This is a genomic window from Actinoalloteichus sp. GBA129-24 (genome assembly GCF_001941645.1).
Lineage (GTDB): Bacteria > Actinomycetota > Actinomycetes > Mycobacteriales > Pseudonocardiaceae > Actinoalloteichus_A > Actinoalloteichus_A fjordicus.
Genome location: NZ_CP016077.1, coordinates 4,746,610 through 4,772,626, shown reverse-complemented (window position 1 = coordinate 4,772,626; position 26,017 = coordinate 4,746,610). Strand labels below are relative to the sequence as shown.

Below are 26,017 nucleotides of genomic sequence, written 5' to 3'. Positions count from 1 at the left end.
GGCGCCGCCGAGGTCAGCCTGCGACTGCGGTCAGGTCGGTGAGCGCACCCAGCAGCTCCGAGGCCTCGATCGGGTCGAGATCGCCCAGGGTCGGCTTCCCCGCCGTGCCCAGTCCGGATCCTGCCCAGGCGAAGACTCTGCTGAGCTCCTGCACCGGCTCCGGGGTGTCGAACATGGGGAAGCCCGGATCGAGCCGGAGACTCACGCCGACCCGACCGATCGTCGAGGAGATGATCGTTCGAGAGCCGCGAGTCCCCGCCTCGGGCTTCTCCAAGGTCCAACCGCGCCGCTCCAAGGCCCGCACTCGGCCGGTCGGCACCTGCCTGCCCTCGAACCGCGACAGGTCCCAGCCCGCCCGCTCCTCCTCGGCCAGCTCGTACACCGGCCTGCCGAGCTGCTGGAACGACTGCGTGATCTCGTAGTCGGCGAAGACGGCGGCCCAGTCGGCAGCCGCCGCACCGAGGTGCAGGGGATGGGCGATCGCGAAGCATACGTCGGCGGGCACGGCGATCAGGCTCGGTTCGCCGTCGGAGTCAGTCCCGACGGACGCGACGCCGTCGGCTTCGGCGGGCGTCGCCGTGATCGCCACGACGTCGTCGTGGACGTCGGCCAGCGTGCGATCCTCGGCGACCCGTACGGTCGCCACCACCCGGCCGTCTCGCTCGACGAGCCACACCAGCCTGCGGACCAGGTGCACGAGCACCGGATGCCGTATCAGCGCCTCGAAGTCCGACCGTCGCCACCGGCGCCCGCCGATCATCGCCGACTCCAGCCGTCGCACCTGCTCGGCGGCGATCTTGCGCACCGACTTCTTCAGCTCGGTGAACCGCCGCCGGGCGGCGGCCGCCAGCTCGGCATCGTCCTGCACGCCCGGTGTGGGCAGGGACTTGCGAGCGGTGCCGTCGGCGTTGGTGACGAACGGCGTGAGCGCCTCGTCGAAGCCGACCAGGAACCGGCGGGAGCCGTAGTCCAGCTCCAGGGTGCCCTGCTCGGAGAGCCCGAGGTCCGGCACCAGCCGATCGGCGAGCTGTTCGGTGTCCAGACCTCGATCGCGTGCCGCCGCCGACAACGTGAACCCGGCCGACCTCTTGAGCGAGGCGGGCTTCGGTGCTTCTGCGATCTCTCGGACCAGCCGCAACGCGGTGTCACTTCCCATTCGGAACAGCACGCTCAATCCGCCCTCGGCCAGGGTGGGCTCGCCGTAGCTCGCCCAGTGCGGGAGCCTGCGGGCGAGCATCCGCGCCGCCTCGTCGTCGCCGAAGTACCGGAGCATGGCGAACACCCAGCCGGAGTCGGACGATCGGCGGGACGGGAGCCAGTCCTGGAACAACGCGAGAGTGAACCGCGTCAGCGAGGCCGGATCGCAGGTCTCCTCGATCACCTTCAGGCCCGCGTACTCCCGGCGGAGACCGGCGGAACCGACACAGGCGAGCAGCGCGGGAACGAGATCGACAGGCAGGGCGTGGTCTCCGCCGCGCAGTAGAATCTGGGGTAGCAGCGCGGCGTCCACCCAGCCGCCGATCACCGGCACGGGACGGGGAAGCACGTCGTGGGGGTGCAGGGCCAGCAGCTCGCCGATCGCCGCCGCCGCCTGATCACCGCACGCCTGCGCCTGGGTCACGACCTCGGCCGTCGACGTGCGCGCGGCGAGGCGGCGCAGCCACTCGATGGCGGTAGGTCGAGCTGGATGCCCTTCCGAGTGCCACTGGGTGGTCACCAGGTACGTCAGGAACGGGACGAGAACCGTGCCGTGCCGATCCAGGTAGGCCTCGGCCAGCGCAGGACCACTCGCCGCGATCTTCGTGAAATGACCCACCGTGCGGACATCGACATACGGCAGCAGGGCGGGCGAGTGGGTGTGCGGTGCGGCTTCGGCCCCTCTGTGCACTGCTGTGGCCACGAGGCCCCCGTGTCGGGCTGCCAGTCGCCGCAGCCACCCCGGGTCGACCCCGGCCGGTTGGGGGCGGAACCACCGCAATTGTGGGCTCAGTAACTCGATCGGACCTTCCGTGAACAGCGCGACGGCCGAGCCGGGCTCGAGCTTATAGCTGCGGAAGGACGTGATGAGGGCCTCCCAGTCCGGGTCCGGCCCCAGCGGGGAGGGCCCCGTCTCCGTCGCGGCCCATTCCTCGCGTTCGCCCGGCCGCCAGATCGGGCCGCGATCGGCAGGCGCATGGACTGGCAGCCAGGCAGGCTCGACGGCCGTTCCCCCCGGACGCCACGGCGGCTCGGCGAGGAGAGCGGGCAGTTCGGCGTCGGTGGCAGACGGTCGATGGTCCGCAGGCCGAGGCACGGCGGTGAGCGCGGCGCGGCGAGCCTCGTGGAGGGACGGGTCCGCCGAGCCCGTCGCCGTGTCCTCGGCCGAGGTGTGCTCGGCCGGTGCGAGATCCCACAGCAGGCGGGCCGCGCCTGCCGCCGGGTCGTGTTCCTCGCCGTCGATGACGATCGGGCCGCCTGCGGCGATCACGGGCAGCCGCCGCCAGGTCCGTTCGGGGTCTCGGCGCGTCGCGGCCAGCGCGGCCGCGTAGGCGTGCCTGCGGCCGAGCCGGGCGGCCACCGCGTCGAACGCCGCGTCGCCGGGCAGCCCGGCGAGGAGGTCGAGGAGGGCGTGCTCGTCGGGACCCGTGCTGTCCGGGACGTCCAACAGCGTCGTCGCCAGGGGCACCACGCCCGGCCCGAGCTGCTCCGCCAGCGTGGTGAGGTCCTCGGCACTGATCGGCAGGACGCTCACTTCCCCCGGGTCCGTCAGCGGCAGCGCCGCGAGCTGCTCCGCCGTGCTCACCGAGCGCAGCACCAGCCCGCACTGCGTGGGCAGCGCCACCGCGATCCACGGTGCGGCGCACAGTGCCGTGACGCGATCCACCTCGCTCGGAAGCAGATAGGCCGCGACCAGGCTTCGCATCCAGTCCGCCGGCCGAACCTCCGCAGGCGCGGCGGCGTCGGAACACTCCCCGGCGAGGGCTGCGTCGGACTTCGTTCCGAGCTGTGTCGCCAGTGCGTCTCGAGCCGCCGCGTAGTCGGCGTCGGAGGCCGCGGACAGCAGCGCCCGCACCCGGCGTGCCACTGGCTCGCCCCGCCAGGCAGCCGCGAGCGCGAAGTCAGCACAGCGGCGGCGGAGGTCCCACGACGACGAGGAACCGCGACCTTGGTCACGTGATGCCACCCGGATGCCTGCGAGTTCAACGACCGCCTCGGCGGCGAAGGCGGCCCCGTGATCCTTCGTCCAGACGTCGGCGAACGCGGTCAGACTCGCGATGCGTTTGTACTCCACAGTGGTCGCGACGATCGCCAGCACGGCCGCCGCGCCCAGCGGGGTCGGCTCGCCCGCCCGCTGCCCGACGGCCGCCGCCACCAGCTCGGCGTCACCCTGCCCCGCCGCGTCGAGTGTCGTGGTCAGGGCGTTCTCCGCCTTCGTGAGCAGCCGCTTGACCTTCGCCCGTGCGCCCCGATCCAGTGCCACCGACGGCCGAAGTCTGCCGTCTCGACGCGGGTCGATCCGCGTCGCCCATTCCTCGGGGACGAGGAAGGCCTCGTCGTCTCGTGTGGGCGTCTCAGCGGTGCTCACGGGTCCTCCTTGGTCAACGATGTCGAGACGTTAACCCAGACGGGTGACGTCCGATTCGGGTTCATCACCGGGCTGTCGCGGGCTGAGATGGTCACGCCGAGACGAACGAGATCACACGATTACGGTGCCGAACCGGCCGGAAGGCCGGCGTGGACCAGGGGGTCTACGGCACCATGGGGGCAGCGCGAGCAGTGAGGAGTGCTGACTTGGGGGTCGCCGATGTCGTCGAGCAGCTTCGGCGGGCGCACGCCCGATTGACCGAGGCCCTCCAGGCGACGACCGAGGCCGATGCCGCGATCGTCGCGGGTGCCACGCTGTTCGGCTCCGCCACCATCGGCTCCACACAACCTCAGGTCGAGCAGGTCGCGCAGCACGCCGACGCGGCCAGAGACGACCTCCGAGCCGCCCACCTGCTGTTAGATCAGGTGCGGGAGCTGATCGACGGTTACTGCCAGGTCGTCGCGGGCCACGGCATCGGCGAGGCGGGTGTGTCGGCCGCCGCCGTCGCGGGCCTGTCCACGGAGCCCGCACCGTCCCCGCCCGCCGTGCCTGCCGGGACGACGATCGATCCGGAGACCAGATATCCCGGCTGGATCGCGGAGGTGCGTCGCAACGGCACGCCGATCGACCCCGAGCGCGTGCTCCGGATGACTCGACTGCGCAACGGGAGAATCGTCTGGCTGCGGACCAGGGACGGTGAATCCCGCTCGGGGAACGGCTTCGACGCCGACCAGATCCGTGAGTTCGAGCAGGCAGGTGTCGGTGCCGATCGGATCGTCGACCTGGTCTTCCGCGCGCTCGACGTAGGAGATACCGTCGCCGATCCCGACGCCGATAGGTCCGATGTGGACGGTTTCGGTGCCGCAGGTTTCGGGATGGTCGCGCCTCGGCCGGGCGACGGCGCCCCGGGCAGGCTGGTTCTCGAGGTCGACTTCGAGCAGACGCGCCGTCGAGTGGCGGTCACGGTGGACTCCGACGGCGCGATCCGCGACGCACACCCGGTGCGCCCGCCCCCGGCGGCCTGACCGCCGGACGCGGACGATGCCGACATCAGGCTGATCGAGGCCCCCGTCAGGCCGACCCGCTCCCTTTACTCGGGCACCTCGGTGAGGCCCGTCAACTCCGTGACCAGCTCGGAGGCCGTGATCGGGTCGAGTTCCCCGAACGGCAGGCTGCCCTCCCGACCGTGGAACCAGTGCTGGGGCGAGCCCTCGGTCAAACAGATCCGTTCGAGGGTCTGATCGCCCATCGCGCCCGGGTCTCCGGCGGAGAGCCCCGGTTCGAGTTCGATCACCACCCGCCTGCCGCCCGGCACCGGTCGCGAGATCCAGGGCATCTCCCCGTTGCCCTGCGGCTCGGCGCGCTCCCAGCCGCGCGAGGCCATGCCGAGGATCGTGGCGGGCGGCACGGCACGCCCCCGCTGGAATCGACTCAGCTCCCGAGCCGACCGTTCCGCCTCGGTCAGCCGATGCACCGGCCTGCCCAGCTGCGGGAACGGCTGGGTGATCTCGTAGTCGGCGAACACCTCGGCCCAGGCCTCGGTCGTGGCCAGGTGCAGCGGATGGGCGACGCCGACGGTCGCGCCCGCCGGCAGGAGGACCGCCTCGTCGTCGACGTCGGCCAGGCTCCGGTCCTCCGCGACGCGGAAGAATCCGGTGACCGCTCCGCCCTCTTCGATCAGCCACAGCAGCCTGCGCACCAGGTGCCAGACCAGCGGGTGGGTCAGCAGGTGGTTGTGGAACTCTGCCGTGCTCCACCGCCGCCCCGCGACCATCGCGCGCTCCAGCCTGCGGAGCTGGTCCACGGCCAGGGTCCGGACGTCCTTCTTCATCGCCGCGAACCGGGCGTACGCGGCGGGGGCAAGCTCGGCATCGTCGCGGGCACCGGGCTTGGGCAAGGACTTGCGCCGCTTCCCGCTCTCGTCGAGGACGAACGGGGTGAGCGACTCGTCGAAGCCGACGGTGAACCGCCGGGGGCCGTAGTCGAGGACCAGGCTGCCGTCGGCGGACAGCCCGCAGTCGGGGACGAGCCGATCGGCGAGCTGCTCGATGCCGAGCCCACGTGCCGCCGCGACCTCGGCGATCTTCAGCTCCGCCTTGGCACGCAGCCCCTTGAACTTCACCTTCTGCGCGAGGGCGTGCAGGTGCGTCAGTGCCAGGTCGGTGCCGATGCCCGCCAACACATCCAGGCCGTCCACCGCCCGGTGATGGAGCGACTCGCCGGGCCACACCCGGATCAGCGGGGTGAGCCGCCGCACCGTCTCGTCGGTCCCGATCCCGCCGAGTGCGGTGAGCACCCAGCCGTCCGCCGCCTGCATCCCGTCTCGTCGCCACTCCCGGAAGAGCTGCCAGCCGAACTCCGCGAGCGACTCCGGATCACAGGCCTGCCGGACCACCTCGACGCCTGCGTACGGCCTGCCCGGCGGGGACAGCGCCAGCATGGTCACCACATGCTCGACCGCCGAGGTCGGCAGTGCGCCTGCCTGCCCGCGCAACAGGATCGGAGGCAGCAGCGCGGGCTCCAGCCAGTCGGGGAGCACGGGCAGCCGGTCGGGCAGTTCGTCCAGCGGACTGGTCTCCAGCAGCCCGCGTACCGCCGAGGCCGCCCGCCCGCCGAACTCGGCCTCGACCGCCGAGACGGCCTCCTCGATCCGTGCTGCGGCGGCGACCCGCAGCGCCTCCTGCGCATGGGAGTGTCTCGTCCCCGCCTTGCCGAAAGCGGCGGGAACCAGGGCACGAACGGCGTCCAGGCCGTGCCGGTCCAGCCAGGTCAGGGCGAACGCGCGCATCGAGGTGCGGGGCGGCAGCCAGCCTGCCACCACTTCGGCGACTCGCACGTCGACGAAGGGCAGCAGCAGCGTCGAGTCGAACTCCGAGCGCCCACGCATCTCGTCGACGACGTGCCCGACGGCGGCCTGCCCGAATCTGGCCGCGAGCAGCCGCACCATGTCGATTGGCAGCCGTCTGGAGAAGTGCCAGCGCGGCAGCAGCGGGGCCGCCAGTTCCAGGGGCGCCTGAACGAAGAAGGCCGCCTCCTGATCGGAACGGAGTCGCCCGGTCCGCAGCTGCCTGACCTCGTGGGGCCAGTCGGTGTCGGGGTCCCAGCGTCGTTCTCCTGGCGGCAACGGGGTCGCCGCCCACGCCTGCTGCTCGCCGTCGGCCCAGGACACGACGGGGTCGGGCGGTGTCAGATTCTTCAGCACCACCGGTGCATCGGTGGTGCGTCGTCGGTGCCACGGGGGGTCGACGAGCAGGGTGGGCAGCGCCGAGTCGGGTGCGACCGCCGGTCGGGGCGCGGTCGTCGCGAGGATGGACTCGACAAGGGCGCGGCTCGCGGCGGGCAGCTCGGGGAGCATCGCGTCGACGACGGACCCCGTCGTCACGACATGTCGTCGCAGCAGCTCTTCGGCGATGTCCGCCTTCGGCGACTCGCTCGTCGTCGCCATCGCAGCGAGCCTGCGCAGCGCGCGGGCAGGCGCTCGGCGGATCATCGGGCGCAGCCGGGGATGCGGCTTGTGCCGCTCGCCCAGCAGCGCCACCAGATCGAAGGCCTGATCCGTGGGCAGGAGTGCCACCGCCTCGACGAGGCGCTCCCGTTCCTTCTCGGTCTGCCTGCTGTCACTCGCCAGGGCTGCCGCGAGCACCGGGGTCGCCGTTGACCCGACCGTGGCGACGACGGTCGTGAGGTCGACCTCGTCTCTCAGCAGCATGGCCGGGGCGTAGCGGGCGGCCAGCGTGGTCAGCTGCTGCTCGGTGGAGACCGATCGGATCAGCAGCTTCCATTCCGACCGGGTGGTCGCCGCGCAGGCCTCGTCGACCCAGTCGGTTCGGGTCGGCAGAAGATAGGCGGTGGTGTCGCGGCCGGGGAAGTCGCGGCGCAGTGTGGACAGCGTCTCGGTCGCCGTCTCGTAGTCCCGCTCATCGGCACTGGCGAGTAACGCGCGCACCCGCGCCAGGACGGGTAGGGCGGATGACACGCTCCGCCACACGCTGTGCTCCGCCTCCTCCGCCGTCATCGAGAAGGAGATCCCCTTGAGGTAGAGGGGTTCCCGCCGCGGACCGCCGCCCCCGACCACGATGCAGGCCAGCAGGCACGCCGCCTCGGCGGCGAAGACGATGCCGTGCTCGTGGGTCCAGGCATCGGCGAACGCGGCGTCGGCGGTGGTGCCCAGAATGTAGGTCTCGGGCTTGCTCACCACGGCCGCGACGGTGGCGACGCCCAACGGGGTCGGCTCTCCCGCCAGCGCCGCGCGGGCCGCCGCAACGAGGTCGGCAGGGCTTCTCGGATCGTCGAGCGTGGTCGCCAGTTTGCTGCTCGCTCGTTCGATCAGCCCGCGGGCCTGCTCGGCACTGCGCGGATCGACCTCGGCGGCACGATGCACGGCGCCGCGACGCGGATCGATCGACGCGTGCCAGGAATCGGGTACGACGAACGTGTCGTCGTCCGGCTGCGCGAGAGCCGTCTCGGGCATTGCCGCTCCTTAGTGGTCTACGGAGCCCGTCTTCGGTCCCTGCTGTCGGAGCTGCGCGGGGCAGGCGCGGCGATCTGCGGCGTCGTCGTCGGTCGCCATGACGGGAGTCATGGCTCGCTCCTGTCGCCTGGCAGCTCAGCCACGCCGATCCCCGCTCACGACTCCAGCGGGACCAACGACAGACTCTTGGGGGCATTCGCCGTCATACGGGGCATGTCGGTGGTCGCCGAAGCCGGTGAGTCGTCGTGAAGGTTAGAAGAGTGCTGTGACACGAACCGGTGACGGTCGAGTCTCCGTCATCGCGGCCATGCGTCCGGGCGTGGGCGACGGGCTCGATCGAGTCGAGCCGGAGCGGCTGCTCGGGCGCGGCAGGCCGAGGCGACGGATCCGTCGTGAGCACCGGACTCACGCGGTGACGTGTCGGGCAGTCTGTCCGGCGGGGACGAACGCCGACGAGCGCCCCGTTGACGCCGACGGTGGCAGCGAGAGCCGTGGCCGGGGCCGAACCCGTTGCCGGGGTGCGCAGCCAGTGCGTGATCGGCCGAGCACCGGGCGCTGATCGCTGCTCCGTCCTGGCGCCCGCACGCTGTCCACGCTCGTCAGTCCGTTCCGCCGCGTGGCTTCGCGAACAGCAGCCGTTGCGACAGCGAGTGCAGGTGCAGCAGCGCCAGGTCGGTGCCGATGCCCGCCAGCACGTTCACGCCGTCCACCGCCCTGAGGTGCCAGCCGTCGCCGGGCCACTCGCGGATCAGCGGCGCGAGCTGCCGCACCGTCTCGTCATCGCCGATCGCACCCAGCGCGGGGAGCACCCAGCTCCCCTCCCCTGGCTGCGTAGTGCGCTGCCACTCCAGGAAGACCGCCCAGCCGAACTCGGCGAGCGAGACGGGATCGCAGGTTCGGCGGATCTCCTCCACACCGGGATAGATCCAGCCGAAGTGCGACATCGCCAGCATGGTCAGCACGTGCTCGACCGCCGACGCGGGGAGGGCATCGGCCCGCCCGCGCAGCAGGATCGGGGGCAGCAACGGCAGGTGCAGCCAGCCGGGGAGAGCAGGCAGCCAGTCGGGCAGGTCGTCTAGGGGGCTGATCTCCATGAGCGTGCGCACCGCCGAGGCCGCCTGCGCGCCGAACTCGGCCTCGACCATCGTGACGGACTCCTCGATCCGTCCGGCGGCGGCGATGCGCAACGCCTGCTCGGCTTGGCGGCGTGGGGTGCCTGCCGGGCCGAGTGCGGCGGGCACCAGCGCGAGGACGGCGGCCGCTCCGTGCCGATCAAGCCAGGTCAGGGCATGGGGGCGCATCTCGGTGCGGGACAGCCAGGCCGCCACCAGCTCGGCCGCCTGCCCGCTGACGAAGGGCAGGAGGAGCAGACCGGAGTCGAAGTCCGGCCGCCCTCGGGCGTGGTGGACGACATGCGTGGTGGCGGCCGGGCCGTATGCGGCGGCGAGCAGACGCAGCGTGCCGATTCGTATCCGCCACCGAAAGTCCCAGCGCGGCAGGAGCGGCGCCACCTGTTCCCGTGGCGCCTGGACGAAGAAGGCTGCCACCTCGCTGCGGTCGAGTCTCCCGGCCCGTAGCGTCTCGATCTCGCGAGCCCAGTCGGTGTCGGGCGGCCACCGTCGCTCGTCCGCAGGCAGGGGTGTGGCCGCCCACTCCTGCTGCTCGCCGTCGGCCCAGGAGACGGCGGGCGCAGGAGATGTCAGGCTCACCTGCACCACCGGTGCCACGGCGTCGCGCTGTCGGCGCCACGGCGGATCAATGAGCAGATCGGGCAGCGCAGAGTCCGGCGCGGCCGCCGGACGGGCGGCTTCCGCCGCCGCGACGGCCGCGATGACGGACTCGACCAGAGCACGGCCGGCGGCAGGCAGTTCCGGCAGCACCGACTCGACGACGGACCGCGCCGTCACGACATGTCGTCGGAGGAGCCTCGTGGCGTCGCCCGCCCTCGTCGACTCGCCCGTCGCCGCAGCGGCGAGACGCCGCACCGCGCGTGCCGGGAACCGCCGCATCATCGCGGACAGCGCAGGGTGCGTCCGGCGCTGGTCTCCGCGCGCGAAGATCAGATCGAATGCCTCGTCGGAGGGCAGGAGCGCCAGCGTGTCGACGAGCCGCTGTCGGTCGGGCTGGTCCAGTCGGCGGCCGCTGTCGAATGCCGCCGCGATCACCGAGGCCGCGGCAGGCCCGACGGCGGAGACGACGGTGAAGAGGCTGCTCCTGTCACTCAACAGCATGGCGGGGTCGACGCGGGCTGCCAGCGTGGTGAGCTGCTCCTTGGTCGAGACCGCGCGAATCAGCAGCGGCCACCACGAGGTCGCGCTCGCCGCGCAGTCTGCGTCGACCCAGTCGAGCAGGGTCGGCACGAGAAAGGAGACGAGGACGCGGGCCGCCTCCTCCTGCCGGAGCACGGACAGCGTCTCGACGACCTTCGCATAGTCCCCGTCCTCGGCACCGGCCAGCAGTGCACGCATCCGCACCAGGACAGGCAGGACCGACCGCGCGTCGTCCACGGCTGCCTCCACTTCGGCAGGCTCCGAGGAGGCCGTGCGGAGCCGGAGCGGCACACCCTCGTCGCTGACGGCGATGCGGGCCAGCAGACAGGCGGCCTCGGCGGCGAAGACGATCCCGTGTTCCTGGGTCCAGGCATCGGCGATCTCGGCGTAGGCGCCCCGTGTTCCGTGGATGCTGAACCTGGTCACCACAGCGGCCACGACCGCAGCGCCCAGCGGCGTGGCCCGTCCCGCGAGCGTCGCGCGGGCTGCTTCGACGAGTTCGCCGGGGCTTCCCGGCTCGCTCAGCGCCACATCCAGGAGCCTCCCCGCCCTCGTGATGCGCAGGCTGAGGTCGGCCGACGCGTCGGCGTCGACCGTGACGGCACGCGGCTCGCCGCCCCGGCGAGGAGTGATCGGCGGTTGCCAGCCACGGGGGATCGAATACCAGCTACGGGGGATGACGAACTCGTCCTCGTCGGTTCGTCGGGGTGGCGTCGTGTCGGCCATGGCGACTCCTCGGCTGTCGGGCGGGGAGGGCCCGGCGCTGCCGCGGGGCGGCCGAGGCGGTCGACCGGCGCCCGTTCTCGCTCGGGCGGGCCGACCGGCGGGAGGGCGTTCATGATCCCCGGCTCGTCGATCAATGTGCCCGGCAGGTTAACGGGTCGAGCCGACACCAGACCGGCGCCGGTCGACCGTCCGCCCAGATCGTCACGCTGTCGGCATGGATGCCGAGTGCGACCGGGTGAAGGCTGCCCCTCCGACGCCCGGCCGCTCGCCCGCGCCAGGCGCAGACTCCTGCGGTCGCAGGCCGGGCGACGGCTCCTCGCCGTCCGGCACAGCGCGGGACGCCGAGTTCGCCGGATCCGTCGTCTGCTGATCACGATGTCGTGAACCGACCGTGGGCGAGACGGCCGACCTTCACTCTCGGAACGGAGTCCACTGTTGCTTCAGTGTCGAACAAAATCAACCCTGGCTCTGCCCGATGTGCCGCGGCGCATGGCCCGTGGCCGAACCGGAACTCCGGGCCGTCGACGTGGGGGGACACGTCAATCAGCGTCCGCGCTGATGCCGGATGCCCGGGAGCGATCGGTCTGCCCGTGGGTGCGTGGCGGGTCGTCGAGGCGTCCGGCGCGCAGCGGCTCGGCTGGATCACCACTCCCGCGCCCACTTCGGTGAACTCGGAAGCCCGTCGAGAACTCGTCTGCCTGCCGCGCTGCCGGAACGTGGCGGTGAGCCTGCCGGTGCCGGCCCACGATGATCACCGTCGCCGTCCAGTCTGCTGTGTGACCGTGGCGGACCTGCTCAATGCAGCCCTCGCTTCCCCGGCGCCCAGAAGGGCTTGACCTTGATGGCGGTCCTCGGCCAGCCGCGCTCGCGGACGAGGAGGTTCCGCACCAGCTGACAGGTCTTCGCCTCGCCTGCCAGGTAGACCGCCCCGGTGGTGCCCGGCAGATCGAGTTCGGCCACCGCCGCCAGCAGAACCTGTGAGGAGACGGCAGGAGCGCCACGGCGGTGAACGCGGCGCAGGGCGTGGTCTCCCGGCACGGGGACGTCGTGTTCGGGGCTTTCGCTCTCCAGGACCCCGTACACCTCGGTGGCGGGGGCCAAGGCCCGGATCATCGGTGCGAAGGCGGCGCAGGCGGTCTCCTCGCCGATGAACACCTGATAGGGAGCCTCGCGGGTGAAGAAGTCGCCCTGCGGCCACCAGAAGGTCACCGCGTCGCCTACACGCGCCTCGCGTGCCCACGTCAGTCCGATGCCGTCGCCCGCATACAGATGGACGTACACGTCGAGAGTTCGTCGATCGGGACGGAGTTCCCAGATCGTGTAAGTACGCAGTGTCTCGGCGGGGCGCAGGATGCCCGACACCGACAGGGGGTCCCTCAGCTGGATTCGGATGTGCTGGCCGGGGGTGTAGGGGAAGGCGATGGGCTCGTCCGTCGCCAGTCTGATCCGTCGCATCGTCGGCGTGACCGGTTCGACAAGCGTGATCTCCGCGTCCATCGCGTACCTGCCGAAGATCCGGGCGAGCGGATTGCGTGTCGTGGACGGCATGTCAGGCCTGCCCTTGTTCGCCGTCCGGCGAGCGCATTCCGCGCTGCACGTGAGCGGACCTGGACAGCCCCCACCAGACGGCCGTGACGGGCAGCGCTGCCGCGAAGAAGATCCACCAGCGAGACCTCATGCTAACTCCTATTGCCTCTCGGTTTACTTAGAGCTATTAAGTAATCATAGTTGGTCTAGGATGTCAACGGTGTCCAAGTCGAGAACCGAGTGAGGAGCTGACGATGGCTGCACGGGTCCCGAGCAGGCGGGAGAGGCTGCGTCAGTCCACCCTGGAGGAGATCCACGCGGCGGTGCGAAACCTGCTGGTCACGCAGGGATCGGCGGCGGTGACCATCAACGCGGTGGCTCGGGAGATCGGCATGAGCGGCCCGGCGCTGTACCACTACTACGCCAGTCATGACGCCCTGGTCGGGGCGGTGACGGCGGGCTTCTTTCGTGAGCTGGCCGCTTCGATGGAGCAGGCAGGCGAGGCCGACGCGCCGGTCGGCGATCGGCTGCTGGCCGCCTGCCGTGCCATGCGCGCCTGGGCAGTCGCTCATCCCGCCGAGTTCGGCTGGATCTTCGCCAGCCCGATCGCGCCGCCGAACAGGCAGCAGGACTCGGAACGTCATCAGGCGGCGGTCCGTTTCGAACAGGTCCTGCTGGACCTGACCGTCGAGTTGTGGCAGACCCGACCGTTTCCGGTGCCGGAGCCTGCCTGCCTGCCCGAGTCATTGCGAGCGCAGCTGACCACGTATTCCGCCGCCATCGACGGACGGCTACCGCCTGCTGCCGTCCATGTCTTCCTGGCCGCCTGGGTCAGGCTGTACGGCCTGCTGTGTATGGAGGTCCTGCACCAGTTGGACTTCGCCTACTCCGACCTGGAGCCCGTCTTCGAGGAATGCCTGCGCGACCTGTCCGCCATGTTCGCGCTGGACTACTCCGGTCCGCCGACCGCTTAGTTCCCTGCCTGCGATGACCTCGTGCTCAGGCGAAGGGACCCCGCGTGCCTCGCGGGTGAACGGCCTTCGGCAGCGCGGATGGGATTCAACGGATGGCTGATGCCTCGCACACCGCCCGCGCCGTCGCGGAGGCCTTCGACCTGGGTACGGTGCTCGACGAAATGGACACCGGTCCACGGTGGTCGGTCGCATCGGTCGTGGCGGCTCTCGACGTCCGACGGCGAATGGATCGTCAAACAGCTGAACCGCTCGCGGGAGTCGTGGTGGCTGAATGATCATCGGATCGCGGCCGAGATCGAGCAGGCTGCGTTCCGGCAGGGCATCTCGATGCCGCGTCCGGTGCCGCCCCGAAGTCCCGCCGCGCCGCTGCTCGCGGACCTGCCGATCGAGGGCGGGTCCGTCAGCTTCCTCGTGCACGAGTGGTGTGCGGGCAGCGCCCTCACCGCCGCCGACATCACGCCCGAACTGGCGGAGTGGGTGGGGCGGACCCTGGCGGCCCTGCACTCGCTGCCGCTCGACGTCCGCCCCGCCGAGGCACCCTCGGACGCGGTCCACTCGGTCGACGAGTGGCGTGACTGGCTTGACGATGCGGCTGGGGACACCGCGCCGGACTTCGTCGACTCGGTCCGGGTACACCTGCCCGATGTCGCGCGGGCCACGGAGATCGTGGCTGCCGCACTGGTGCGGGTGGGCGACGGACCGACCCCGGTTCTCACCCACCGCGACCTCAAACCCGACAACGTCCTGCGGACCTCGGGCACCCCGATCCTGGTCGACTGGGACGGCGCGGGCCTGGACGTCGCCGAATGGGAGGCGGTCCGGGCCGCCTCGGCCTTCAGGCGCGCCGCCGCAGGCGCGGGCCCGGCTCTCCTGCCTTCGGCGGGGCCGGACTCCGGCGGCTCCGCCATCGGGCTGGATTCCGCCGGGCTGGATTCCACTGGGCTGGACTCCACCGGGTCGGACTCGGCGGGCTCGCATCTCGCCGGATCGGCCGCCATGAGATCGGCCGCCGCCGGGAACGTCGATGTCTTCAGCCGAGTGCTGCGGTCGTACACCGCAGCTGGCGGGCGGCGGATCGCGCCGACGGCCGAGGCCTTCGCCGGACTGCTCCGCACCCAGCTCGGCGGTGCGGCGTGGATGCTCTTCCGTGCGCTCGGCCACCGCCCGGTCACGCCGCCCGAGCGCGCCGCCGCCCACGAGCACGCCCTGGAACTCCTCGCCGACCTGCACACCTCGCTCACCGAGATCCCGACGTGGACGCGGTGGCTCGCCGAGACGCACGACCCGGCCTGATCCCGTTGCCGGGCCGGGCCGGTGGCCAGTGCCCGGCGATGCCGGCGGCCGGTCCCGTCCCGTCCCGATGGGCCGATGCCGCCGAGGAGCAGCCCGCGGCGGGACAGACTGCCGCGCGACCCCACCGCGCCTGCTACCCCGAAGAGCCTGGCCCAGCAGACCTCGACGCCGATCCAGCCGACCCGTCCAGTCGACGCCGATCCAGCCGGCCCGATCCCGGCGAGAACGCCCGCCCCGCACCCGAGCGGCCCCGCCCGCCGCACCACACCCCCGCAGGCAGACCGACGCCCCGAGGAGACCGAAGTCCCCGTCCCCTCGGGGCGCCCGAGTGTCCCGCGCGCGTCGAGCCGCCTACGTCGGGGCTACGGCCGGACCCGGAGCACGTCGAGTTCGTTGACCGCCGACTTCGCCGAGGGCACCGGACCGTGCCCGCTGAGGATCTCCAGGCCGAGATGCCGCGTCACGACGGGATCGAAGCGCACCACGGTCTCCACCGCCGTGTCGTCGAAGCGTCCCCTGGCCACCGGCTCCCAGTTCGTGCCGTCGTCCGAGGCCAGCACCCGATAGTCCCGCACCGGGTTGCCCTCGCCCTCCGGCGGCGGGAGATAGCGGATGCCCGCCACGTCGAGTTCCCGGCCGAGGTCGATCTCCAACAGCGGCTCGCTCTCGGGGAACGCCTCCCATCCGGTGTACGGGTCGCCGTCGACGGCTCGCTGTCCGCTGTTGCGGCCCTGCACCGCCCGCCAGCCGACGTGGCTGTGCATTCCGGTGTTCTCGCCGAACCCGATCGCCCCGGGATCGGAGTCGCCGACCTGGTCGTACCGGTCCAGGAACGCCACGACGTTGTCACCGGGGGCACCCCAGGTCCGGTCGCCCAGGGTCGCCAGCGGCCGCCGCGCGTAGAAGTCGAACCAGCTCTCGGTGTGCTCGTGGGCGCGGTCGGCCCAGCGGGAGACCTTGTAGCCCAGGAATCCGGGGTCGTTCTTGAACTCGTAGTGGTAGACCTCGCGGGGATCGAAGTAGGCGTACTGGCCGGGTCGGGTGCCGAAGCCCGGGCTGACGTACAGGTCGGCCTCCTCGGTGCCGACCGTGGGATAGCCCTGTGCCACGCGGCCGTCGGGGGCGTTGAGCCATTCGTCGACGATGACGTCCCGCGAGGGCGAGATGCTGGTCTCGCGGTTGAAGTCCCACCACTGCCACACCTCGGTGGTCTTGCCGTGCGCGCGGATCACCTCGTTCAGGGTGTCGATGAACTCGACGAACACGTCCGTGGTGTAGGCGTAACCCTGCTCGTGCTGGTAGGCCACCAGCTCGGGACACTGTTCCTGGTCGGACACGTCGGGGATCTCGTCGCCGCCGATGTGGAAGATCGGCGCGTCGAACAGCGGAATCATCTCTTCCAGCAGTTCGGTGGCGAATTCGATGGTCTCTGGCTTGGTGACGTCCATCGTCCAGTTCCCGGTGCCGGAGCCCTCCCACGGCATGTTCGCGGGATAGGACATCGAGCGGCAGGCGAAGGCGACGTCGGGCCGGTAGGAGCCGATGTGCGAGGCGTGCCCCGGCATGTCGATCTCCGGGATGATCGTGACGTGGTATCGCGCCGCGTAGTCCTGCAACTCGCGGAGTTCGGCCTGACTGTAGGACTGCGGCGATGCCAGACCGGGGAACCGCTTGCTCTCGATGCGGAAGGAGTTCCAGTCGGTCAGGTGCAGATGGAAGGTGTTCAGCTTGTACCAGGCCATCTGTCGGATCTGCTGTTTCAGATAGGACAGCGAGAAGAACTTGCGGATGTCGAGCATCTGGCCGCGCTGACCGCTGATGAGCGGCCAGTCCAGCGCCCGCCCCCGAGGGAGCGTGCCGAACTCCGCCGAGCTGCGCAATGCCTGGAGCAGCGTGCGCGTCCCGTAGAAGACGCCTCGCTCGTGGCCTGCGGAGATCCAGACCCGGTCGCTGATCTCCATCCGATAGGAGTCCTCCTGGATGCCCCAGCCCGGCTCCACGTGCAGCGCGATGTCTCCTGCCGTCGCCGGACCGTCGGTCACCTCCATCGAGGGGAGTCCGTCGTCGGCCAGCTCCTCGGCCAGCTGGTCGCCGAGGGCGCGCAGCTCGGGGCTCTCGATCACGATCGAGGAGCCTTCGGTGAGATGCAGCCTGCCTCGATTGCCAGCCCACTGCTGAATCGCCGGGACGGTGAGCGGCGCGGGATTCACCGCGTCCTGGGCAGATCCGCCGTCCGCCGAGGCCGTCCGGCCGTCGAGCCCGAGCGGCAGCAGGCTCGCCACCAGCACGACAGCTATCGATCTATGCATGTCCATGGGGCTCCTTCTTCGTCCATTGCGCGCCGTTCTCCCAGTAGTGCCGGATGCTCTCCAGCGGCCTCCCCTTGGTCTCGGGGGCGAGGCGGAACACGAACACGAAGGCGAAGGCGGACAGGGCCAGGAAGATGCCGAAGGTCCCCGTACCGCCGATGCCGTCCATCACCGGCAGGAAGAACTGCGCCACGATCATGTTGGCGACGAGGTCGGCGCTGAGCATGAGCGAGGCGCCCTGTGCTCGCAGCCGGGCGGGGAAGCTCTCCGAGGCATAGACCCAGACCAGCGAGCCGAAGCCGAAGTTGAAGGCCGCGGTGAAGATGAGGATGCCGAGGAAGCCCCACAGCGAGCCGTCCTCGGACAACGACCCCGAGGCGAAGACGATCATCATCAGCACGCAGGAGGCCACCATCGCGCCGATGCCGCCGAGCAGGATCGGCCGTCTACCCATCCGGTCGACGGCGAACACCGCGCCGATCGTGGCGATCAACGCGGCCAGTTGCACCACCGAGGGCAGTCCGAGCAGCGCGCCGTAGCCGGTGAAGCCCATGTCTTGGAAGATCATCGGGCTGTAGTAGGTGATCGCATTGATGCCGGTGATCTGCACCAGGAAGCCCAGGATGAGCACGAACGCGGTGGCCGTCGAATACGGTTTGCGGAACATCTCCCGGATCACGCCGCCCCGCTGCGAGGCGATGTCGGCGTCGATCTCGGCCAGCTCCCGGTCGACGTCGACCGTGGGATCGGTGAGGGCGAGCGTGGCCCTGGCCTCCTCGCGGCGTCCCTTCATCAGGTACCAGCGCGCGGTGTCGGGCAGTCGAATCAGCAACAGCAGCACCAGCACCGAGGGCAGCGCCGACATCGCGAGCATCAGCCGCCAGTTCCCCGAGCCCGCCAGTGACCAGTCGACCAGATAGCCGAGCAGGATGCCGGTGACCGTGGCCACCTGGTAGCAGACCACCAGCGCGCCTCGGATGGCGGCGGGCGCCGACTCGGCGACGAACACCGGGGCCACCACCAGGGAGAGTCCGATGGTGACGCCGAGGAAGAACCGCACGATGTCGAGACTGACCACGTCGGACACCAGGCCGGACGCCGCCGCGAACACCGCGTAGCCGATCGCGACGAGCACCATCGACTTCTGCCGGCCGATGGCGCCTGCCAGCTTGCCCGCGACCAGCGCGCCGACGATGTTCCCGGCGACCAGCACCGTGGTGATGCTGCTCAGCTCCGCGGTGGACAGGTCCATCTCGTCACCGATGAACAGCAGCGCGCCCGCGATGTTGCCGATGTCGTAGCCGTAGATCACTCCGATCGCGGCGGCGGCGATGGCGATCTTGCGGCCGACGGCCGAGGTTCTCGGGGGTGCAGGGGATGGAGACATGGCACTCTCTCCTCATCGTGTGCCGCGTCTCGCACTGCCAGGCAGGCTGGGCGCGGATGCCCGTGGACGAATCGGGACGTCAGGGGATCTTCGTCGACGTTCAGGGCCGGAACTCGGCCCGCCACGGCGTGCGCCGAGGCCGGACGCGGGAGGAACGCGGTGGACCTGGGAGGTCCGTTCCTCGGCGTCGATGCGGGGACCTGCCTCGAACCCTCGGATCGGCCTTCGAGCCGGTGGGTCGTCGCGGGCTGGGAATCGATGGGCGGGGGATCGGCGGGCGGGGAATCGACGGGCCGGGGGTCGACGGCTCAGCCATCGCCGGGTCCGCATCCGTCGTTCGCGCCGACGGCAGGACGGGGCCGAGGTGTCCTGCGGGGGGTGGGGAGAGCGGCGTCCGCGAAACCGGCTTCGGCCGACGGCCCGCCCGGTCGTCCCGTCCCGGCGGCGACGCCTGCCTGCTCGGTGCCTCGCCCCATCGGCGTCGCGCCGGTCGAGAGGGTCGTGGACCGCTCGTCGAATGGGGCGACCGAGTTCGGCCGGGCAGCCGTCCGCCGCGCCCGAGGACGGGATGTCGAGTGCGGACTGATCACGGCCGGGCTGTCGGCTGCCGACCATCGTCCGGAATGTCGCCTGTCCTCGACAGACCGACCATTGATCCGCGCCGGGACGAACGACTGAGTCATCAACACTCCTGCCCACCGCGGAGTACTTTGATCGTCACTTGACGTTAAGTGATCAATCATGCGCTGTCAACGCGAGTTATGCGCATGAATGATCAGTGCGGCTCGTGGATGTTCCCCGGTGTTCGGCGGATTCCGGGTCCTGTTCGGCCGGAGGCACCACGGCGCTCGGCTGATCGAGGCAGCGGCAGGCGGTCCTTCTGGTCGGTCCGCCTCGGTCTCCCGTGTGGACGGTTCCGTCGGGCACGTCGAGCGGGCGACGCCGCAGCCGATCGCCGGTCCGGCCACCGCAGACGGATCTACCTGCTGCTCTTGTGGACCTGGATCGATTCGTCCGACTGGTCGGTGGGTATCGACCGCATTCGGCTGTTCGGGTGGACATCCTTGCTGCCTGCTGTCGAGGCGCCCGTGTTCGGCCGGTCTCCTGCCCGTCTCGGCGTCGCATCGAGACGTGGCGGCGGCCTGCGACGGGACCTCGCGGCGGCTCGCCGGTCGATCATCCGATGTGATCGGTATTGCGCAGAACTGATCGAGAATGACTAGTATCGATCAGGATCACTCGCCAGATGGTCTGGTGGTCACGTCGCGTGATCACGCTGCGGACGTCAACACCACGCGGGAGATGGGGAGTCGCGCATGTCGCCGTCGATGATGGATGCGGAGATCGCGAGTCAGCCCGAGCACTGGCGACAGGCGGCGGAACTCGTGCCCGCCTTCGCCGATCGGCTGCCGGAGCACGGCAGCACGGTCGCGGTCGTCGGCTGCGGCACGTCCTGGTTCATCGCGCAGGCCTACGCGGCGCTGCGGGAGGCGGAGGGGCTCGGCCATACCGATGCGTTCGCCGCCTCCGAGTTCCCGACGCGCCGTCGCTACGACCGGGTGCTGGCGATCACTCGCTCCGGCACCACCACCGAGATCCACCGGCTGTTGACGCAGCTCGTCGACACGCCCAGCGTCGTCGTCACCGGGGTGCCCGCCGCGATCCGGGACACCGCCGACGCCGTGGTGGATCTGTCCTTCTGCGACGAGCTGTCCGTCGTGCAGACCCGGTTCGCGACATCGGCCCTGGCCCTGCTGCGGGCTCATCTCGGCCATGATCTGACGCCGGTCGCCGCCGAGGCCGAACGTGCGCTCGCGGCCCCGGTGCCCGACGAGGTCCGCGCGGCAGGCCAGTTCACCTTCCTCGGCACCGGCTGGACCGTGGGCATCGCCTCCGAGGCCGCCCTGAAGCTGCGCGAGTCCGCGGTGTGCTGGTCCGAGTCCTATCCGGCGCTGGAGTACCGGCATGGGCCGATCAGCATCGCCGAGCCCGGCCGCGTGACCTGGGTGTTCGGCTCCGCGCCCGCAGGCCTGGTCGAGGAGGTGCGCCGGACCGGGGCGGTCGTGGTGGACGACGACCTTGATCCGATGGCCGATCTGGTGCGGGTGCATCGGCTGGCGAGCGCGCTGGCCGCCGATCGCGGGCTGAACCCGGACGCCCCGCGTCACCTCAGTCGATCCGTCGTGCTGGCCTAGCGACCCGCGATGACGCCGCGCACGGAGGGATCGGACGTCGTGGGACCGGCGAGGCAGGGGCCTGCGGCGGGTCAGGTTCGGCCGGGTGTCGCGCTCGGACACCGTCCGGTCGAGTCCGGTCCGATGAGGCTCGGTTCGACGAGGGCGAGGTTGCGGCGACCGAGCGGCCTCCTGCGGGATCGGACGAGATCCGACGTGGTCCGCTCCGCGCCGGGGCAGGAGAGCCCGGCGAAACACGGCTTGCTGGAGTCCGGGCGCACCGGCTCGGTCGCGGTGCACGCGGCCGTGCTGACGAGTGCCGTGGCCGAACGCGCACCGGCTCGCCGCGCGCCGTCCGAATCGGATCGATCGGCGCTTCTCCTGCCCGGCCCCTCGGGGCGGACCGCAGTCGCGACGGCGCAGGCCCACCCGGCCGTCGGCGTGGCGTCGGCCGCCGCGAACCCCTCCACTGGAGGTCTGCCGTGATCCTGGTCGTCACCGCGAACCCGGCCCTCGACGTCACCTACACCGTGCCCGCGCTGATTCCCGGCGCGATGTCACGCGTCTCGTCCGTACACCGCCGCGCGGGCGGCAAGGGCATCAACGTGGCCCGGGTCCTGCACGCCCTCGGCGCGCCGACGTTGGCGCTGGCCCCCTGCGGCGGCGCCGACGGCAGACTCGTCGGCGCCGATCTGGCCGCCGCCGGGCTGCCCCATGAACTGTCGACGATCGCGGGACCGACCCGCCGCACCGTGACGATCCTGTCCGCCGCCGACGGCACGGTGACCCTGGTGAACGAACCGGGACCCGTCGTCTCCGCCTGCGAGTGGGATGCGGTGGTCTCGGCGGTGCGGCGGCGGGTGAGCCGGTCCTCGGTGCTGGTCTGCGCGGGCAGCCTGCCGCCCGGCGTCCCGGCGGACGGCTACGCCGAGCTGATCGACCTCGCCCGGCGCGCCGGGGTGCCTGCCGTGCTGGACACCTCCGGTGCGGCCCTGCTGGCAGGCATCGCGGCTGGTCCTGCGCTGGTCAAGCCGAATGCGGAGGAGTTGCGGGCCGTCACCGGAACGGCCGACCCGCTGACCGGCGCGCTGGCGATGCGGGCGCTGGGCGCCCGCACGGTGTTCGTGTCCCTGGGCGCCGAGGGGATGCTCGCGGTGACTGACGGCGCGGCGTGGCGGGCAGGCGTCCCGCGCAGGCTGCGAGGCAACACCACCGGAGCCGGGGACGCGGCCGTCGCGGGGGCCGCCCTGGAACTGGCCGCCAGAAGTCCCTGGCCGGAAGTGCTGCGCAGTGCCGTCTCGGTGTCCTCGGCCTCGGTGCTGGGCGCCTACGCCGGTGACGTCGACCTCGATCACCATCGGCGCGAGCACGGCGCCGTCATCGTGGAGGAGATCCATGCCGCTCGTGTCGACGTGTGACATCGTCATCCCGGCCGCAGGCGAGGGCACCGGCTGCGGGGCGTTCAACGCCGTCGCGCTCGAGCACGTGAGCGCGATCATCGCGGGTGCGGAGGCGGTGCGGACCCCCGTCATCCTCCAGGTGAGCCACAACGCGGTCCGCTATCACGGGGCCCTCGGTCCGATCGGCAGCGCGCTGGTCGCCGCCGCCCGCGCGGCCCGCGTTCCGGTGGCGGTGCACCTGGATCACGCCGAGTCCGCCGAGCTGGTGCGGGAGGCCGTCGCGCTCGGGTTCACCTCGGTGATGTTCGACGCCTCGACGCTGGACTACGCCGACAACGTGCGGGCCACCCGAGCGGTGGTCGAGCACTGCCATTCGAACCGGGTGTGGGTGGAGGCCGAACTGGGCGAGGTGGGTGGGAAGGACGGCGTGCACGCTCCCGGGGTGCGCACCGACCCCGAGGAGGCCAAGACGTTCGTGGCCGAGACGGGCGTCGACTGTCTCGCCGTGGCCGTCGGCACCTCCCACGCGATGACCACCCGTGATGCGCGGCTGGACTTCGACCTGATCACCGCGCTGCGGGCGCGGGTCGGCGTGCCGCTGGTGCTGCACGGCTCGTCCGGGGTGTCCGACGAGCACCTCACCGAGGCCGTCCGCCACGGCATGACGAAGATCAATATCGCGACGCAGTTGAACCGGGTCTTCACCGAGGGGGTTCGCGGGTACCTTGCCGAGCGGCCCGAGGCGATCGACCCGCGCAGGTACCTCGGCGCCGGTCGGGAGCGCGTGGCCGCCGAGGTCTCCCGGCTGCTGGGGCTGCTCTCGATCCGGGTGTGACGGGGCGGTCGGCAGCCGGGACGGCGGCGCACGCTGAGCCGAGTCGCGCTGTCTCCGCACCACGACCCGACGTCGTCGGTCCGCTGTGGACCGGTCGAGCCCCATGGGCCGGGCGAGCGGTTCGGTAGGGGAGTCCGGGGAGGCGGGCGCGCTCCTCGATGCGCCACCGCCCGCAGCCCGCCGCCATCGTCCTGCATCGATCACCCTGGCCGCCGAGCCGACTCCCGCCGGGCCCGAGCGGACTCGCATCGACGCGCGGCGGCTCCGCGCGCCGTGGGGATCGCCGAGCCGGACGCGCGGCCTCAGGCGGTGATGACCCGCAGCCCCTCCGCCTCGAAGGCGTCGAGCACGGACTGGTCGGCCTCGGCGTCGGTGACCAGGGTGTGCACCTCACCGGTCGCGCAGATCCTGGCGAAGGCGTAGCCGCCGAGCTTGGAGCTGTCGGCGACCACCGCGACATGCCGCGCGCGGGAGACCATCAGTCGATTGATGCTGGCCTCGCCCTCGTGATGGGCGTAGGCGCCCCGGACCGGGTCGACGGCGTCCACACCGAGCAGCACCAGGTCCAGGGTGATCTCCTCCAGGATCGGGACGGCCAGCGGACCGGTCAGCTCGAAGGACTGCTGGCGGGCGACGCCGCCGGTGACCACGGTCTTGATGTTGTGCCGGACGACGAGTTCGCCCGCGATGTTGAGTGCGTTGGTGACCACGGTCAACGCAGGGGAGTCGCTGCGGTCGGCGAGATCCTGTCGGGTGGCGATGGCCCGGCCCACCTCGGTGATCGTGGTGCCGCCGTTGAGACCGGCCACCATGCCGCGCTCGACGAGGTCGGCCGCCGCGGCGGCGATGCGCTGCTTCTGCGGCGCATTGCGGGCGGCCTTGTGGCGTAAGGGAAGGTCGTAGGCGACGTTGCTGGCCACCGCGCCGCCGCGCGTCCTGGTGAGCAGGCGGCGTTCGGCGAGATGGTGCAGGTCGCGCCGCACCGTCGCGGGGGAGACGTCGAGTTCGGCGGCCGTGGCGTCCACGTCGATCTTGTCGCGCTGTCCCACCATGTCCAGCAGCGCGTTCAGCCGCTCGTGCCGATCCACCAGCGTCCACCCCTCGCCGCACCCGCGTCAGTCCCGGCAATGTACCGCGCGGCCGAGACCCGGCGGGGGCACTCCGAGGAGAGCGGGACCGGCGGGCGGCGCCGCCGTGGCGAGGTGTGCCGGTCCTGTCGGGGGTGCTCGATCAGTGCCCGAATGCGGAAGGCGGCGTCGCGCCGGTCGGTCTCGGTGGCGAGCCGGCCGTCGACGAAGCTCCGGTCGTACAGGCAGTGCGTCCCGGCGTGGGTGTCGAGGACGTCGAAGCCCGGGCCGAAGAACAGCTCTGGTCTGCGGCAGGCGGCCTGCGGTGCACGTGCCCGCAGGCCGCCCGAGTCGGAGGGGCGAATCAGGAGGTCGGCTCGCCCGACGGCGCGGGCAGCGTCGTGCCCAGCCGCACGGGGACGCCGAATTTCGGGGTGCCGTCGGCGTTCCAGGTGAACCGCTGCGCGCGGGTGGAGCGGTTCATGTCGCAACCGCCGCTCGCGGAGTCGTTGGCGTGGTAGACGATCCAGTCCTCGGTCCCGTCGGGCGAGGTGAAGAATCCGTTGTGGCCGGGGGCGAACACGCCGTTGCCGTCGTGTCGTTGGAACACCGGGTTCGGCGACTTCGTCCAGTGCGACCGGTTGAGCGGGTCGGAACCGGTGAGGGTGAGCAGCCCGAGCTTGTAGTCCGGACCCCAGCAGGCGCTGGCGGAGTAGACGATCATGGTGCGGCCGTCGTGGTACAGCGGTTCCGCGCCCTCGTTGACCGGATGGGTCTGCCGTTCCCAGGACAGCGTGGGCTGCGAGATGGTGCGCCGGGCGCCGCTGATCGTCCACGGGTTGCTCAGCGGGGTGATGGTCAGGCTCTGCGTACCGTCGGTCGCGCTGCCCATCAGGTACAGCCTGCCGCCGTGCCGAAGGATGCTGGGATCGAGTTCCCAGGTGTTCCCGAGGTCGGCCTTGAAGGTATAGGGCCCGAGGGGATCGGAGCCTGCGCTCTCCAGGACGTGCAGGCGTTGGGTGGGGTTGAAGTCCTCGACGTCCTGCCCGGCCACGTAGTACAGGTACCAACGGCCGTCGATCAGATGGAACTCCGGCGCCCACATGTTGCAGCAGCCGTCGGGACGGCCCGCCAGGTTGAACACCACCTGGTCGGCGGCGCTCGACAGCCCGGCGAGCGTGCGCGACCGGCGCATGGTGATGGTGGAGTTCCAGGTCGTGGTGGCCAGGTAGTAGTAGCCGTCGTGGTACTGCAACCAGGGGTCCGGGCCGTTGCGCTTGATCGGGTTGCTGACCGTGCCGGGTGGGGTCGCTCCCACGCTGACCAGCTGCCACTGCTGATTCGCGCCGCCGGTGTCGGGCCACTGCACCACGCGCGCGCCGTCCTCGGCGGACCATTCCCACACGTCGGCGGCCTTGCCGCTGGCCCGGTTGACGAGCCGCACGAACCCGTCGGGGGAGTCGGCCAATCGGAACTGCTGACTCGCCCGATTCGCGTCGGTGTACTGCACCAGGTCCACCGCGTCGGCGGTGGAGGTGAACTCCACGACCTTGTCGCTGTGGCGCGACTTCAGCCGGTACCAGCCGCCGCCGGAGTCTACGAACTGCCACTGCTGCCAGGCCCCGTCGTTGCGGGTGTACTGCGCGATGCGGGCGCCGTCGCCGGTGGCCAGGTCGTAGACGTCCAGTGCCTTGCCGCTGTGGCGGTTGACCAGGACGTAGGACGCGGCCGGATCGACGACGGCCGCCGTCGCGGCAGGCGGCAAGGTCGAGGTGGTGCTGCCTGCCAGGAGCGTGGCGGCGAGGAGGATCGCGGCCCGCCGTCGTCCTCTCGGAAGGTTCCTGAGTGATGTCACGGTCTTCTCCCTGCGACGCTGCACGGGCTGTCGATCCGGCTGTCGTTCCCGCCGAGGAACACAAAACGACAGTGGTGCCTTCTCACGATGCTGGCGGGGTGGATCGCCGTCGGCCGACCGCGCGATTCAGCGCGAGCCGAAGAGTGATCCGTGAAAGACTATTC

Annotated in this window: 16 protein-coding genes; 7 read left to right on the top strand and 9 right to left on the bottom strand. The window is 71.1% G+C overall.

Features of this window, described 5'->3' with window-relative positions; genetic code table 11:
* Positions 1–13 precede the first annotated feature (13 nt).
* Positions 14–3,565 (bottom strand): DUF4132 domain-containing protein, encoded by a 3,552-nt coding sequence (locus UA75_RS20435; protein WP_075741628.1) that lies wholly within the window; start codon positions 3,563–3,565, stop codon positions 14–16.
* Between the two features lie 206 nt (positions 3,566–3,771).
* Here UA75_RS20435 and UA75_RS20430 point away from each other — a divergent pair, with 206 nt between their 5' ends.
* Positions 3,772–4,590, top strand: a complete 819-nt coding sequence (locus tag UA75_RS20430; RefSeq protein ID WP_157434320.1) for a hypothetical protein — start codon at positions 3,772–3,774, stop codon at positions 4,588–4,590.
* Positions 4,591–4,655: 65 nt separating this feature from the next.
* On the opposite strand, the gene UA75_RS20425 is transcribed toward UA75_RS20430, so the two are convergent.
* The 4 genes from UA75_RS20425 to UA75_RS34945 form a co-directional block, all read right to left on the bottom strand.
* Complete coding sequence (locus tag UA75_RS20425) at positions 4,656–8,036, bottom strand: DUF4132 domain-containing protein (protein ID WP_075741626.1); 3,381 nt, start codon at positions 8,034–8,036, stop codon at positions 4,656–4,658.
* Positions 8,037–8,635: 599 nt separating this feature from the next.
* Positions 8,636–11,032, bottom strand: a complete 2,397-nt coding sequence (locus UA75_RS20415) for a hypothetical protein (RefSeq protein ID WP_075741624.1) — start codon at positions 11,030–11,032, stop codon at positions 8,636–8,638.
* A gap of 795 nt (positions 11,033–11,827) precedes the next feature.
* The gene (locus tag UA75_RS20410) at positions 11,828–12,580 is read right to left on the bottom strand and encodes a siderophore-interacting protein (protein WP_075741623.1); all 753 of its coding nucleotides are present in this window, start codon (positions 12,578–12,580) and stop codon (positions 11,828–11,830) included.
* 1 nt (position 12,581) lies between these two features.
* Positions 12,582–12,710: a hypothetical protein gene (locus tag UA75_RS34945; protein WP_257787479.1), complete on the bottom strand. Its 129-nt coding sequence runs from the start codon at positions 12,708–12,710 to the stop codon at positions 12,582–12,584.
* A gap of 103 nt (positions 12,711–12,813) precedes the next feature.
* On the opposite strand from UA75_RS34945, the gene UA75_RS20405 reads away from it, so the two are divergent.
* Together UA75_RS20405 and UA75_RS20400 are read left to right on the top strand one after the other, a co-directional pair.
* Positions 12,814–13,533 (top strand): TetR/AcrR family transcriptional regulator, encoded by a 720-nt coding sequence (locus UA75_RS20405; protein ID WP_075741622.1) that lies wholly within the window; start codon positions 12,814–12,816, stop codon positions 13,531–13,533.
* A gap of 78 nt (positions 13,534–13,611) precedes the next feature.
* Positions 13,612–14,826 (top strand): aminoglycoside phosphotransferase family protein, encoded by a 1,215-nt coding sequence (locus UA75_RS20400; RefSeq protein WP_075741621.1) that lies wholly within the window; start codon positions 13,612–13,614, stop codon positions 14,824–14,826.
* Positions 14,827–15,188: 362 nt separating this feature from the next.
* Here the strand turns inward: UA75_RS20400 and UA75_RS20395 are convergent, their stop codons facing one another.
* Both UA75_RS20395 and UA75_RS20390 read right to left on the bottom strand, forming a co-directional pair.
* The gene (locus tag UA75_RS20395; protein WP_198042791.1) at positions 15,189–17,141 is read right to left on the bottom strand and encodes a family 20 glycosylhydrolase; all 1,953 of its coding nucleotides are present in this window, start codon (positions 17,139–17,141) and stop codon (positions 15,189–15,191) included.
* Positions 17,128–18,522: a sugar porter family MFS transporter gene (locus UA75_RS20390; protein ID WP_075741620.1), complete on the bottom strand. Its 1,395-nt coding sequence runs from the start codon at positions 18,520–18,522 to the stop codon at positions 17,128–17,130. The genes UA75_RS20395 and UA75_RS20390 overlap by 14 nt, the downstream gene beginning before the upstream one ends.
* 1,316 nt (positions 18,523–19,838) lie before the next feature.
* On the opposite strand from UA75_RS20390, the gene UA75_RS20375 reads away from it, so the two are divergent.
* From UA75_RS20375 to UA75_RS20360, 4 genes are all read left to right on the top strand, one after another.
* Positions 19,839–20,717 (top strand): SIS domain-containing protein, encoded by an 879-nt coding sequence (locus UA75_RS20375; RefSeq protein ID WP_075741617.1) that lies wholly within the window; start codon positions 19,839–19,841, stop codon positions 20,715–20,717.
* A gap of 195 nt (positions 20,718–20,912) precedes the next feature.
* Positions 20,913–21,182 carry a hypothetical protein gene (locus tag UA75_RS33220; protein WP_157434319.1) on the top strand — a complete coding sequence of 90 codons (270 nt, stop codon included), beginning with the start codon at positions 20,913–20,915 and terminating at the stop codon, positions 21,180–21,182.
* On the top strand, positions 21,179–22,114 hold the full coding sequence (locus tag UA75_RS20365) for a 1-phosphofructokinase family hexose kinase (protein WP_075741615.1): 936 nt from the start codon (positions 21,179–21,181) through the stop codon (positions 22,112–22,114). The genes UA75_RS33220 and UA75_RS20365 overlap by 4 nt, the downstream gene beginning before the upstream one ends.
* Complete coding sequence (locus UA75_RS20360) at positions 22,092–22,931, top strand: class II fructose-bisphosphate aldolase (protein ID WP_075741614.1); 840 nt, start codon at positions 22,092–22,094, stop codon at positions 22,929–22,931. The genes UA75_RS20365 and UA75_RS20360 overlap by 23 nt, the downstream gene beginning before the upstream one ends.
* 302 nt (positions 22,932–23,233) lie before the next feature.
* Here UA75_RS20360 and UA75_RS20355 read toward each other — a convergent pair whose 3' ends face one another.
* Together UA75_RS20355 and UA75_RS20350 are read right to left on the bottom strand one after the other, a co-directional pair.
* Positions 23,234–24,019, bottom strand: a complete 786-nt coding sequence (locus tag UA75_RS20355) for a DeoR/GlpR family DNA-binding transcription regulator (RefSeq protein WP_075741613.1) — start codon at positions 24,017–24,019, stop codon at positions 23,234–23,236.
* A gap of 343 nt (positions 24,020–24,362) precedes the next feature.
* Entirely contained in the window at positions 24,363–25,853 is a 1,491-nt protein-coding gene (locus tag UA75_RS20350; protein ID WP_075744013.1) for a family 43 glycosylhydrolase, read from the bottom strand.
* Between the last annotated feature and the right edge of the window lie 164 nt (positions 25,854–26,017).